The 13,743-nt window shown below is 44.3% G+C and carries 10 protein-coding genes; all 10 read left to right on the top strand.

Annotated features, from left to right (window positions below; all coding sequences use genetic code 11):
- The first annotated feature begins 6 nt into the window (after window positions 1-6).
- On the top strand, window positions 7-2,205 hold the full coding sequence (locus tag U9Q77_13475; GenBank protein MEA3288367.1) for an alginate lyase family protein: 2,199 nt from the start codon (window positions 7-9) through the stop codon (window positions 2,203-2,205).
- Between the two features lie 22 nt (window positions 2,206-2,227).
- Window positions 2,228-3,523: an MFS transporter gene (locus tag U9Q77_13480; protein MEA3288368.1), complete on the top strand. Its 1,296-nt coding sequence runs from the start codon at window positions 2,228-2,230 to the stop codon at window positions 3,521-3,523.
- On the top strand, window positions 3,523-3,861 hold the full coding sequence (locus U9Q77_13485; GenBank protein MEA3288369.1) for a cupin domain-containing protein: 339 nt from the start codon (window positions 3,523-3,525) through the stop codon (window positions 3,859-3,861). Before U9Q77_13480 ends, U9Q77_13485 begins: the two co-directional genes overlap by 1 nt.
- Before the next feature lie 8 nt (window positions 3,862-3,869).
- Complete coding sequence (locus U9Q77_13490) at window positions 3,870-4,517, top strand: bifunctional 4-hydroxy-2-oxoglutarate aldolase/2-dehydro-3-deoxy-phosphogluconate aldolase (protein MEA3288370.1); 648 nt, start codon at window positions 3,870-3,872, stop codon at window positions 4,515-4,517.
- Between the two features lie 9 nt (window positions 4,518-4,526).
- Window positions 4,527-5,552, top strand: coding sequence for a sugar kinase (locus U9Q77_13495; protein MEA3288371.1), 1,026 nt, complete (start codon window positions 4,527-4,529; stop codon window positions 5,550-5,552).
- Between the two features lie 131 nt (window positions 5,553-5,683).
- A complete protein-coding gene (locus tag U9Q77_13500) occupies window positions 5,684-7,399 on the top strand; it encodes a right-handed parallel beta-helix repeat-containing protein (protein ID MEA3288372.1) in 1,716 nt (571 codons plus the stop codon).
- Window positions 7,400-7,437: 38 nt separating this feature from the next.
- Window positions 7,438-9,738: a heparinase II/III family protein gene (locus U9Q77_13505; GenBank protein ID MEA3288373.1), complete on the top strand. Its 2,301-nt coding sequence runs from the start codon at window positions 7,438-7,440 to the stop codon at window positions 9,736-9,738.
- 147 nt (window positions 9,739-9,885) lie between these two features.
- Window positions 9,886-10,914, top strand: coding sequence for a LacI family DNA-binding transcriptional regulator (locus U9Q77_13510; GenBank protein MEA3288374.1), 1,029 nt, complete (start codon window positions 9,886-9,888; stop codon window positions 10,912-10,914).
- A gap of 159 nt (window positions 10,915-11,073) precedes the next feature.
- Window positions 11,074-12,639 (top strand): hypothetical protein, encoded by a 1,566-nt coding sequence (locus U9Q77_13515; protein MEA3288375.1) that lies wholly within the window; start codon window positions 11,074-11,076, stop codon window positions 12,637-12,639.
- 7 nt (window positions 12,640-12,646) lie between these two features.
- A complete protein-coding gene (locus U9Q77_13520; protein MEA3288376.1) occupies window positions 12,647-13,741 on the top strand; it encodes a glycoside hydrolase family 88 protein in 1,095 nt (364 codons plus the stop codon).
- The last annotated feature ends 2 nt before the right edge of the window (window positions 13,742-13,743 follow it).

Here is a 13,743-nt window from a genome sequence, read left to right on the forward strand (position 1 = left end):
GACCCAATGAAAAAAATAATTTTAATAGCTATTCCCGTCATGTTGCTGGTGCTGAACTGTACTCAAGAACCAGTTGTATCATCCAACCATCCGAATCTGAGTATTTCTTCAAGCGAAGCGCAGGATGTCGTGCTTGCCATAAAGTCCAACACACTGATGGACAAGTCATACACCGATCTGAAAATGAAAACAGATCAAGCCATTGCATCTCCAATAGATGTTCCAGAACCGGGAGAATCAGGTGGTTATGCTCACGAAAAGCATAAGCAGAACTATAGGGATATGAAAAATGCCGGCTATATGTACACGTTCACCGGTGATGAGACTTATGCCAGATTCATCAAAGACATGCTGGATACTTACGCTGACTTTTATCCCACATTGGGTCCTCATCCCTTATCTCACAAACAGAAACCAGGCAGATTATTTCACCAGATGCTAAACGAGACAGTCTGGTTACTGAATACTGCCCAGGCCTACGATTGCATCTACGATTGGCTGTCTGCAGAGGATCATGCCAATTATGAAAAGAATATCTTCATTCCCATGGTTAATTGGTTTTCCATTGATCATGCCGAAGAGTTCAACCGGATTCACAACCATGGGATGTGGACTGCTGCTTCTGTTGGGATGATGGGACTGGTCATGGGAAATGATGATTTTGTAGAGCGTGCCCTTTATGGAACAGAAAAAGATGGCAATGGGGGCTTTCTGGCTCAAATCGAGCATCTGTTTGCTCCCGATGGTTATTACATGGAGGGCGCCTACTATGTGCGTTATGCCATGCGACCCCTGCTCTTTTTTGCTGAAGCCTTGGAACGGGTTAAACCGGAAGTAAAGATCTATGAGTTCAAGGAACAGATTATTAAGAAAGCTTTTTATTCAGCCGTTCAGATGACCTATCCAAATGGTGTCTTTCTGCCCATTAATGATGCCAGCTTATCCATGGATATCTTAGCACCGGGGATACTGTTTGGTACATCAGTTATTTTGGACCGCTATGGTATTGATAAAAATCTACTAGGATTGGCCAAAATTCAGGGGTCTGTATATCCCAATGGCTCTGGTTTAAAACTAGCCCAGGCCTACGAGAAGGAGTCTGTCGTAGTCGAGCCAACGTGGTCCAGTATCGAGTTTGTTGATGGTGATGATGGTACTCAGGGTGGTTTTGGAATCTTACGCTACGGCAAAGGTGCTGACCAAACCCTGCTGGCCATGAAATATGGTGTTCATGGTCTTGGACATGGACATTTTGATAAACTTCATTTTATGTACTATGATCAAGGTTCTGATGTGATTCCTGACTATGGCTATAGCAGATGGATCAATATTGAAACAAAGTTCGGTGGTCGTTACCTTCCAGAGAATAATTCCTATGCTAAGCAGACTATTACCCATAACACACTGGTTATCGATGGGAAAACCCAGAATAATTTTAATCGAAAAGCTGCGGATAAAGTACATGGGAATCGTCATTTCTTTGATGCCACAAATGGGGATGTACAGGTGATGAGCGCCACGGCCAATGATCATTATGATGGAGTGAAGATGCAACGAACCATGTTTCTATTGAAAGATGCGCGTCTGGACTATCCTGTGGTTGTTGATATTTATCGCGTTCGAAGTGCCCAGCGACACCAGTATGATATGCCGGTTCATTTCCATGGTCAAATCATCAATTCAAATTTTGAATATACGGTTAACACCGCTAAGCGTGAGCCAATTGGAAAATCGGATGGTTATCAGCACATCTGGCAGATCGCCCAATCGGTGGTGAATACAGATGCCAGCCTCACCTGGTTGGATGGACATCGTTATTATTCTTACTTGACTGATATTGATTCTGATACTGAAATGATATTTGGTATGATTGGAGCCAATGATCCCAATTTCAATCTACGCAATGAACCCCTGTTGATTCGTAGGTCTGAAGGGAAAAGTGAAGTATTTGCCAGCGTGATCGAACCACATGGATATTTCAGCGAAGCACAGGAAGTGTCTTCCAGTGTTTATCCTGAATTAACTGAAATTCAGGTCATAGGTCATTCTGATGTTGCTACGGTGGTAAAAGTGATGGGCGAAAATGATATCGTCTGGACCCTGATGATCACCAATAGTGAAGCTGATCTAGAAGCTGAACACTCCGTTGAATTCCATGGAGCCACGTACTCCTGGAAAGGGAATTACAAAGTTACTCTGAATTAATGCATAAGACTTGGAGCTGAAAATGAATGCGAAACAAGAAAAAAAGATTAAAGGTCTCAGGTGGTGGATTGTGACACTGGTTGCAGTGGCCACCATGATCAATTATATCGATCGTTTCGCTATGGCCATCATGTGGCCGGAAATGAGTGAGGAATTGGGCATTGGTAACGCAGGGTACGCCAAGATAATGAGTATGTTTCTGGTGGCCTATGGTGTGAGCCAGATGCTTTCGGGTAAGCTGTATGATATTGTTGGTACCAGACTTGGATTTGTGATTTCCATTGTGGTTTGGAGTTTGTCAGCAGCCCTTCATGGCTTGGCACGTTCGGTTGTTTCTTTTAGTCTTGTCCGCTTCCTGTTAGGGGTTGGTGAGGCGGGTAACTGGCCAGGAGCCACCAAGTCCAATGCTGAATGGTTCCCCGCTAAGGAAAGAGCCTTTGCTCAGGGTATTTTCAGTACGGGAACATCGGCTGGATCCATTGTAGCTCCGCCTCTGATTGCTATTCTGTATTTGTCAATAGGGTGGAAAATCACTTTCATGTTACTCGGTTTGCTTGGAATGTTATGGATCATCCCCTGGTGGTATTTGAATCGGGCTTTACCAAAAGACCATCCGTGGATCACTGACGAAGAAAAACAGCATATCCTGGGTGACCAAGCCTTAAGTGATACACCTGCCTCCACGGAGAGAGTTCCTGGCTGGGGTGAGTTGCTCACCTATAAACAGAGTTATTCCGTAATTATTTCAAGAATATTTCTGGATCCGGTCTGGTGGCTGTTTGTAGTATGGCTACCCATATATTTGCACAACAAATTTGGTTTCAATGTCAAAGAAATCGGCATGTATGCCTGGATGCCCTATGTGGGGGCAGCGCTGGGATCTCTATTTGGCGGTTATCTGAGTGGCTATTTCATGGAAAAAGGCTGGACCGTAAATAAAGCCCGGAAATGGGCCATCACCCTGGGAGCCATCATCATGTTCCCCAGTTTGATTATGACTGCTTTTGCCAGCACCTCAGCTGCCGCTATTGCATTGATCACCATCATCTTATTCGGTTTCCAAATATCAATGAATAATATTCAGACCCTACCCAGCGATTTCTTTGGGGGAGGTACCGTTGGTTCCCTGGCAGGTATGGGGGGGTTGAGTGCTGTTCTGGGAGTCATTGTTGTTACGAACCTGGTACCAGTCATTGTTGACACATCAGGATACACATTGGTATTTCTTATGGGTGCAGGTCTTGTACCAGCAGCCTTGCTTTTCGTCTTCTTGTTCAGCGGGGAGATCAAAAAAGTACAGCTGAAGGAACCCAAATAATGAAAACAGGTCATATCTACGCCAAGGATGTTGAAGTTGAGAACATCCAAGAGGGTTTGGATCGTCAGATTCTTGGATATTTATCCGATTTGATGCTGGTAAGGGTTACTTTCAAACAGGGTGCCATTGGGTATACCCATGAGCACCTCCATCAACAGGTTACTTATGTGGAATCTGGTGTTTTTGAAGTTGAAATTGATGGACTGAAAAAAATCATGCGTGCTGGTGATGCTTTTGTACTTGTCAGTGATATTAATCACGGTGCCGTTTGCCTTGAAGATGGGGTACTTATTGATACTTTTTCACCGATGCGCGAGGATTTTATTGAAGCTGAATAGAGGTTAAGATGATGCAGAAAAATGAGGTCTTGGATAAATTAATAGCCATTGGAATTGTTCCAGTGGTTCGGATCACTAAGGGGTCGCAGGTCATGGAAGCTGCTGAGGCTCTGATGGCGGGTGGTATTAGTATTATGGAAGTGACCATGTCATCAACCCGGCCCTTTGAGATCATTCAGAATCTGAAGAAGACGTATGGGGATCAAATACTGGTTGGCCTGGGATCCGTACTTAATCCAAGGGTGGCTCAAAAAGGCATTGATGCAGGCGCAGAGTTTATTGTCTCGCCTATATTTGATGAAGGTGTGCTTGAAATCGCTCATAGTCATGATAAGCCAGCTATTCTGGGCGCTTTGACACCCACAGAAATCCAACGCTCCTTTGCTGCTGGTACAGATATCGTTAAAGTGTTTCCTGCTACAACTTTTGGTCCGGGTTATTTCAAAGATATTCTGGCACCCATGCCACATCTTAAAATGACGCCTACAGGTGGTGTGAACTTAACAAACGTTGCAGATTTTATTAGAAATGGTGCTGTCTGCGTGGGCGTTGGCACAGCTTTGCTCCAGTACGATTTAATTAATAATGCCCGCTGGGATGATTTGGCCGATTTGGCCAGACAATACTATCGTGAAGTAGAAAAAGGACGAGCATAGGAGCTAGTTATGAGTCACAAAATTGTCACCTTTGGGGAGATCATGCTCCGGCTTTCTCCCTACGATCATCAACGATTTATTCAAACCGACCGGTTCCAGACAACCTTTGGCGGTGGCGAAGCAAATGTTGCTGTTTCACTTTCTAATTTTGGAAATGATGTGCAATTTGTGACCAAATTACCAGAAAATCCCATTGCTGATGCTGCACTGGGTGATTTACATAAGTATGGCGTTAAAACCAATTTTATAAGTCGCGGTGGAGATCGTATGGGGATTTACTTCCTGGAACATGGTGCTTCTATCAGACCTTCCAAAGTGACTTATGATCGTAAACACTCAGCCATATCAGAGGCTGATGGTAGCGATTTTGACTGGGATCAGATATTTGCCCATCAAGAATGGTTTCATACAACGGGAATTACTCCTGCACTCTCACCACAAGCTGCTAAACTTACCCTGGAAGCTGCAAAGACTGCTAAAAAGCTCGGTCTTCGTGTGAGTTGTGATTTGAATTATCGCAATAAGTTATGGACCCGTAATGAGGCTCGTGAGGTGATGACTGAATTGGTTCAGTACACTGATCTTATTATTGCCAATGAAGAGGATTGTGCTGATGTGTTTGGTATTCGAGCCAATTCAACGGATGTTCATTCCGGAGAATTAGATGTTGAGCACTACCGGCAGGTTGCTACTGAAGTGATGTCAATCAGCAAAGCTTCCATGGTCGCAATAACGCTTCGAGAAAGTCTTTCAGCCAGTGATAACAATTGGTCCGCCATGTTGTACGATGGAAGTGAATTTTTTCTTTCTAAGCGGTATTCCTTACATATTGTTGATCGTGTGGGTGGGGGAGACGCTTTCGGGGCAGGTCTAATCCATGCCTTGTTAAAAAAACAACCGCTTCAGGATGCTCTTGAGTTTGGCGTTGCTGCTTCCGCTCTTAAACAGACCATTCCCGGTGATTTTAATCTGGTTTCTGAAACTGAAGTGTTCAGCGTGGTACAGGGGAATACCTCAGGACGGGTTCAGCGTTAGCATTCGCTTCGAATGATACTTGGTCAACGACAAACATGCGATGTAATCTGCCCAATGAGTGTGCAAAAAGGCGAAAAAGGTCCAGGGGGTAAGGATGGATCAGTAAATCCTCAAATTGAAGTATCTTTGGTATGAAGCGCCTCGTGATCATTATTTTCTTTTTGATCTTTGGTGGCTCATTGCTGGCCCAACCAGCTTTTGATATTCCAGGTTTCTTCAATGAAGATGGCTCTGTTCATGAGATTCTTGATCCCCTTTTGCCCTGGGGTGATACGGTCAATGTCCTTGATTATGGGGTTGACATTTTGGACAATGATTTTGACGATAGGCCAGGTATTCAGGCGGCAGTCAGTGCTGCAGGCGCAGGTGACCTCGTTTATTTCCCCAATGGTGTATACAACCTCTTGTCTTCACACACTTCCAGTTCTACATCCCACATTATGCTATCAGATGGATATCATCTTCATGGTGAGTCTATGGAAGGCACAATCCTCAAGTCTCAATTTCCACTGACTATCAATCAGAATGAAACGACAAAAACAGTTAAGCTTCAAGGTCTGTACGCAGTGACCATCAATAGTTTGACCTTTAGTTCAGATTATTCAGGTGCATATTCGACCAATCCAACAATAAATAATCCTGATCGATCAGCTCCTGGTGTACACCTCTATATTGATGACTCAGGTAGTACACCCTCCAGGCGGGTTGTGGTAGATAGTTGTCGATTCGAGAAATTTCGAGCAGCGGCCATTCGTTTGGCCAATTCCAGTGACTGTATTGTTCGAAACTCTGATTTCAGGATGGCGACTGATGTGGGTGGTGGGGGATCCGGTTATGGAATAACTGTCCAGGGTAATGGACATAACGTGGATAGTTATGGCCTGGCCAGAGACAGTCGTTATAATCTGATTGAGGATAATTCGTTTACCGGTCCATACATCAGACATGGAGTGGTGGTCCAATACTACTCTCACAACAACCTTATTCGGAACAATATCCTTACTGACAACGTTTTGGATGCCCTTGATCTCCATGGCGAAGATGAATACAACAATGAGATCTGCTATAATGAGATACGCGATGTAACCTCAGGGGGTGGAGTGGGCGTTGGCAACACTGGTGCCTTGCATGATGCATCTGGATATTACAATTATATTCATCATAACGTTTTTATTAATTGCCGAGAAGGGGTTCGGGTGTATCTCGGTTCACCCCATACTCGAATTGAGCATAACCGGGTTGAGAATTGCACTGTAAGTTCCGGGAAAGGTTTCTACATTCAAAATGCTCCTCACACAATTTTAAAGAACAATATCATTCGTTACAACAATTCCTCCGGATTCGCAGGGATCTATCTCAAATATGATCCGGGAACCCTAGGCGGGTATGCTGGCAATCCTGAGTTTGTCTGGATCGATAGCAATCAGATTTATTACAACACCAATGGGGTTATCATAGAAAATGGCACTTCCATCTATTATGGACCGGATAATCTGGTCTATAGTAATACGGATTATGATACACTGTTTGGTGTGAATGTCACCTGGTGGGAACCGGTGGAAATTGTGCCAGTAGTTTTGGCTGGTCAACCTTTTGTGATATCATCATATCCCAACCCATACAACACCAGTTTTGTACTGAACCTGAATGGGCTAAGTCGTTCTGAGACCAGCATTGTGATAATTGATATTTGTGGTCGCCGGCTTAAGATGCTATTTCAAGGGGTTCTTGAGGCTGGAAACCATCGCTTGACTGTCCAAACACCTGAATTAGCCAGCGGCATCTATTTTATCCATTGCCGGCAAAGCCTGGAGTCTCGCACTCACAAAGTTGTTTTAAATCGCTAAATAATTTTCAGCCCATCATTCGATTGGGGAATCTGTCTATGCTACTTAAAAATAAATTTGTTTTCATCTTATTGTTTTTCATCTGTATCACAGCTCTTTTTGAATGTTCAGGTAGTGAACGTACGTCAAATTTAAAACCAATACAGGTGATTCGCGCTGATGAAATACCCTCCGATAGCGTTTTACTCTATGGCCTTGTTCCCAATATCAAGGGCTTGGGTAAGGTATATTCAGCGCGGAACAATGGAGATCATCAATTAGCTCTCAAACGATTGGCTGCCTATTTCAAAGAAGCTGCCTCAGAACGCTACTATTTCAATTGGAAACATTTTCCGGAAAAGTACGCGAGTTATCATAAGGCCTTCCCGAAGCGACTCAAATATCACACGGATAGGTCAGCAGAGATGAAAGCCATGTATGCCCCTGAGACACATTGGATTCGACCTTTTAAGAATTTGAGGGGAGCAGAAGTTACCGCCTATCGTCTGCGTCATCTGGCACGCCAAAGCAAATCCAGAGATATGGTCTTTATGTATTTCGCTGATCCTGGAGAATCTGAAAATATGCAGTACTGGGTGCGTCAGATGGCCAGTCTGAACCAGGCTTTCAGGGAAGGGGAATATGACCAGGCCGGGAATGCGGTGTATGAAGTATTCCGGGCTGGAAAGCGAACCCATCAATGGCTGCATGCCCATCATAGTTATTTGAGCAGTGATGATTATTCATGGCAGGATCAGATTGAAACCATAAGGACGCTCTTGCATACAGGGGCACAGCTGGCTGAGAAGGGTAAGAAAGTTCGACATGGTAATCACCATACTCGGGGGATGGTTTCGCTTTTTGAGATATCTACACTATTCAATGAATATGCCAGTGCCAGATTGTGGCAGCACCTGGCTGTTGATGGGGTAACCTGGCACCTTGAGCATGAGATCAATGAGGATGGGTTCCAATTTGAACGCACGGTGCATTACCATAAGGGAGATATTGAGAATTATCTTAGGGTTTGGCAACTTGCTCAGCGAAGTAAGGTCAAATTACCCCCAATATATGAGCAGCAATTCCGAAAAATGTTCCATGCCCTCGTTGTATTGGCACAACCAGATAAATTATTACCTGTTTTACAGGACGATACGGATGCTTTTCATGCCGAAACCAATACAGCGAGTGATGTCATGGCGTTGGGAACCATTCTCTGGCAGGATCCTATTTACGGCTATTTTGTCGATGAAGGTGTTTCTGCCAATTTGTACTGGCTTTTAAATCAGGAAGAGATAGCCTCTCTCTCTAATATTCAAACTCAAAGACCGGAACTATCCTCGACTGCTCTGACCAGTACCGGCTACTATGTCATGCGGAATGGTTGGGCTAAGGACGATGAATACATGGTGATCAATGCTGGTTTATCACCCACTAAACCGGATCATCAACACGCTGATATGCTGGGTTTGGTTGCGTATGCCGACGGCAATGAGATTTTGCCTAATTATCAAGTCAAATACAACAAACCTGATTTTCGGTTCTGGAAGAATAGCTGGACTAAAAGTGTTGTGCTGGTTGATAGTATTCCCCAAGCTCAGAACTGGAAAGGGAACAGCGGGGGATCAGGTTTTGGAAAATGGTTAGATCTGCCTCAGCCTAAGGTTCTTAGCCATCACTTTGGAAATGATATCGATTATTTTGCAGGAACCCATAATGGTTTTGATGCGCAAAACCTTACATACACGAGGGAGGTTCTTTTTGTGAAAGATGGCTTTTGGATAGTTCGAGATGTCTTTCATAACCCGGCTGGAACAGACCACGAATACCAACAGATCTGGCAGGGCCTTTTTACAGAAATTGATAATTCGCAGGTAAAACGGGTGTTTAGTAATGGCTCCGTATTCATTATCAAATCACTTGATGCAGAACCTGTAACTGTTTGGAGGCACGGGAGGTACGCTGACAAAGGCAATGTCATGCGTGTTCAGAATACCGCTGCTAGCGACATTATTATGACTAGTTTACTTCTTTCATCTCAAGCTGATAATGGCAAATTACCTGAAGCTTGGGTAGGGGTAACTCCAGTAAGTCCGGGAAAAATTAATTGGAAACATGCGACCTATTCCGCTACCGCTCTTTTGGTTAGGGAAAATGGAGATTATGTCGCCATTGGTTTGACCAGTATAGTGAATCAAGCCATCCGACATCTTTTCAAACAACCAGTAATTCTGGTGAATATATCTGGCGTTCAAACGATCTATGCCTCAGTATCGACCCATATTGAAAGTCAGAGTGGAGCAGAAGAAACCATCCTTCAAGCAGTCAAATCAGGTGAAATGTGGCGATCAGGTAACTGATATCTACCCAATGGGAATACTATCGGGCGGTTTTTCCCCGATTGGTATTATCCGTATACCCCTATAAAAAATAAAATTCCTAGAATACTTGCGAATCGTGAAGCACAAAGTAACTTAACCGGTAAAGTAACTTAACAGGGATCAACCGTGAGTAAGATAAAACCAGTTACGCTTCAAGATATTGCTACCCGTTTGGGAATCTCAAAAGTATCCGTGTCTAAAGCATTACGACGCCAATCCGATATTGGGCAAGCGACTACCGAGAAAGTCCTAGCCTTAGCTAAGGAGTTGGGCTACCGTCCAAATATCATCGCTCAAAAATTGACTGCAAAACATACCAGGACTATTGGCCTGGTGGTGCCTAAAATTGCTCATCATTTTTTAACTCAGGCCATTGATGCCATATATTTGCTGGCCAATGAAAAAGATTATGAGATTATCATGATGGTCTCAGAGGAAGACGATACCCTGGAACAAAAACATCTGAAGACACTGCTTTCCATGCGTGTGGATGGTCTGTTGATCTCGGTAACAGAGCAGACTAGACAGACCGACATATTTCAAAGGGTGGCTGAGAATGGAACACCCCTAGTCTTTTTTGATCGTGTGATAGAAGATCTGGGCTTTAGCTGTATCACCTCTGCAGATGAGCAGGGTACCTTAGACCTGGTGGATTGTGCCATCGACAAGGGTTATAGGGAGTTAGGACATATAGGTGGCTATCAGAATGTCAGTATCGGTCGATTACGCTATAAGGGTTTTTTAAAAGCGTTGGAAAATCATGGACTAACAGCCGCAGATTCCCATGTGATCTTTGGCGGTTTTAGTCGCTCAGATGGTTATTCCGGATTACAAAAGATTCATGAAAAAGGGGCACTGCCTCAGATCATTTTTGCTGTCACTTATCCAGTGGCTCTGGGAGTACTTAGCTATGCCAAGGAGCACGGAATTCAAATTCCACAGGATCTGGATATTGTCTGTTTTGGCAGTAGTAATTACAATTCGTTCATATCACCTGCCATCACCGGGATCAAGCAACCGGCGCAAGAGATAGGTCGTATTGCATTGGAGCAGGTACTTCGTCAAATCCATGATCCAAGTACTGATGACAGGGCAAGTATTTCAGTTCCAGTTAAGATTAACCAGGCAGAGACCTGTATCGGCATTAAAGATTAGAAATTCTATAAAAGAGAAATGAAGCTATTAATAAATACAAAGGGGAAAACTGTGAAACATAAGTCATTATCATCCAGAATCATTGCACTCGGAGTAGTGTGGGTACTATTAATCAGCACTGGATGCACGCCACAAAAACAGTCCTCTGTAGGACCATGGATGCCAACCATCCTGGAGGATTCAGATATCTACCTTCCTGATTTCTCGTACGCCGGGTATCATTGGGGCGAAAAAGAAATCCCCCAAATGCAAGCCACCCTTTTTGCAACAGATTTTGGAGTTGTAGCCAATGACTCTCTGGATGATACAGATGCCCTGAAAGCCGCTTTTACTGCAGCGCATAGCCAATCTGAACCTGTGGTGCTTGCTCTACCTGCCGGGCGGGTGATTATTTCGGACATCCTATACATCGAGCGCAGTAATTTTGTTCTGCAAGGTGCCGGGAGCGGGGCAGAGGGAACCATTCTGTATTTCCCCAAACCACTTAATACCTTGCCAACGCCCACGGATATGATCGAGCTGGAAGAATATCTTCATGTAAACAATAAGCGCCAACGCGAACCGGAACGAGGCATCGATTCTCTCTATTCACTCTATGCCTGGTCAGGGGCCTATTTTTGGACGAGAGTACCAGGTGAAGCTGCCAAAACGTATATGTCTAAATACTATAAACCGGATCAAGTACTGGCCTCCATACTGGAAGGCGCCCGGGGAAGTCATGAGCTCATTGTGGATCAATCTGATGGGCTGAGTGTCGGTGATGTTGTACGTGTCAACTGGTACAACAAATCGGGTGAGAATTCTTCACTGATCAAACATCTATATGATAATCAGGACGTAATGGTGGGTTCCCGTCATTGGGAAAATCCCAATATGCCGGTCATCAAACAAGAAGTCACAATTGTTGAGATCAATGCGGAGGTTATCAAGTTGAAGGAACCACTTATGCATGATCTGCGACCTGAGTGGGCACCCACATTAACTGAATGGAAGCATCTTGAAGAGATTGGTATGGAACACTTGCGTTTTGAATTTGCCTATGAACCCTATTTTGCTCATCACCTTGAGGCGGGTTACAATGGGATATACTATGCCAATGTTGCCAATTCGTGGGTAAAGGACGTGTCTTTTCATAATGGGGATAGCGGATTTCTGTCTGATGTCTGTGCTAATGTAACGGTTGAGAATGTGAAGGTTACCGGTCGCAAATATCACTATGCAGTTCATTTTGGTGATGTCTACGATATGCTGGGAAAAAATATTCACGTAAACTGCGATGTTTATCATTCATTAAGTTTTAATACCGGTGCTAGAAATTGTGTCTTTACCCATTCAGTGGTAACTGAAGTGCCCTCTCTTGATCAACATAGTGGTGCGAATCATCAGAATCTGTTTGATGATATTAAACTTATCGAAGCTGATCCCAACAGGACCTTTTTCTATATGGGAGGCGATGGATATTGGTCGCCCACTCATGGCGCCTTTTCCACATTCTGGAATATCCAGGTTGACTTCACCTATGATGAACCCAAGGAATTACCCTTGCAGATTAAGGGTGTCACCAATGGACCCTCAGCCCGCCTGATTGGAGTGACAGGCAACTATCCCATGGAGATCAATTATGGACCAGGAGCCTATATGGAAGGGATCAATGCCAAGAATATTGCCGTTCCCTCACTCTATGAATACCAGTTCGAACAAAGATTAAATCGGATGAACAAGTAGTTTCCTGATGCGCCGTATTTTAGTTCTCATACTCGGTTTATTGATCTGGCTTTCCCCAGGTATTGGTGATTCAGGATCGACCCTGTTGACCAGTGTCCAGGTCAAAAAGCAGATGAAGGCAGTCGCCAAATATCAGATTAAGAATCCCAGTCGGCACAGAAGCAAGAACCGTGATTTCCCCAATGGCTGGGTGCCTGCTTCATTCTATATCGGCGTGATGGCTGCGCATGAGGCTACGGGTGATAAGTATTACTTAAAACAGGCTCGAAAATGGGCTGAGGCAAATAATTATGCAATGGGACCTCGATTGCGTCATGCGGACGACCATGCCTGTGGATCTGTTTACTTGAGTCTTCATGCTGATTCCCCAAAAAAACACCGTATTGAGGCTGTCAGGGCTGTTTATGACACACTGATGAGTCACCCAAAGCTTGGTAGAAAGGATTGGTCCTGGTGTGATGCTCTCTTTATGTCGCCGCCCACCCTGGCTCAACTCGGGCAAGTGACTGGTCAGAAGAAATATCATAAATTTTTGCACCAGCTATACTGGGACACAGCTGAGCATCTGTTTGATAAAAACGAAGCTTTATTTTACAGGGATCAACGTTACTTCTATCGTAGGTCCGCCAATGGATATAAAGTTTTCTGGTCCAGAGGCAATGGGTGGGTGATTGCTGGCTTACCTCGCATCATTGTGAATCTTCCTGAAAAGGATAAACAGCGCCAGTCCTATATTGAACTTTTCAAGACTTTGGCAGCATCACTGGTTGTTCTCCAGGGAGAGGATGGTCTTTGGCGCTCCAGTCTACTGGATGCTGCAGAATATCCTAATCCAGAGAGCAGTGGCAGTGGTTTCATTACCTATGCTTTAGCCTGGGGTGTTAATCAGGGTCACCTTGATCCGGCGAAATATGAATCAGCCGTAATTCTGGGGTGGTCCGGGTTGGTTCAGGCTGTTCATGAAGATGGTAAGATCGGTTGGGTCCAAGATATTGGCATGGATCCCAGAGATGTCTCCTATGATGATACCCATGCGTATGGGGCTGGAGCCTTTCTTCTGGCCGGTTCAGAAATGATTAAACTTTTGGAAAACAGGGAGTAAAT

The sequence above is a fragment of the Candidatus Neomarinimicrobiota bacterium genome, assembly GCA_034716895.1.
Taxonomy (GTDB): domain Bacteria; phylum Fidelibacterota; class UBA8477; order UBA8477; family JABMPR01; genus JABMPR01.

What these genes read in the sequence shown, in the direction of transcription:
- U9Q77_13515 (MEA3288375.1), top strand. Translation starts at nt 11,074, where the DNA reads ATGCCAACCATCCTGGAGGATTCAGATATCTACCTTCCTGATTTCTCG.
- U9Q77_13505 (MEA3288373.1), top strand. Translation starts at nt 7,438, where the DNA reads ATGCTACTTAAAAATAAATTTGTTTTCATCTTATTGTTTTTCATCTGT.
- U9Q77_13500 (MEA3288372.1), top strand. Translation starts at nt 5,684, where the DNA reads ATGAAGCGCCTCGTGATCATTATTTTCTTTTTGATCTTTGGTGGCTCA.
- U9Q77_13480 (MEA3288368.1), top strand. Translation starts at nt 2,228, where the DNA reads ATGAATGCGAAACAAGAAAAAAAGATTAAAGGTCTCAGGTGGTGGATT.
- U9Q77_13485 (MEA3288369.1), top strand. Translation starts at nt 3,523, where the DNA reads ATGAAAACAGGTCATATCTACGCCAAGGATGTTGAAGTTGAGAACATC.
- U9Q77_13495 (MEA3288371.1), top strand. Translation starts at nt 4,527, where the DNA reads ATGAGTCACAAAATTGTCACCTTTGGGGAGATCATGCTCCGGCTTTCT.
- U9Q77_13475 (MEA3288367.1), top strand. Translation starts at nt 7, where the DNA reads ATGAAAAAAATAATTTTAATAGCTATTCCCGTCATGTTGCTGGTGCTG.
- U9Q77_13490 (MEA3288370.1), top strand. Translation starts at nt 3,870, where the DNA reads ATGATGCAGAAAAATGAGGTCTTGGATAAATTAATAGCCATTGGAATT.
- U9Q77_13520 (MEA3288376.1), top strand. Translation starts at nt 12,647, where the DNA reads ATGCGCCGTATTTTAGTTCTCATACTCGGTTTATTGATCTGGCTTTCC.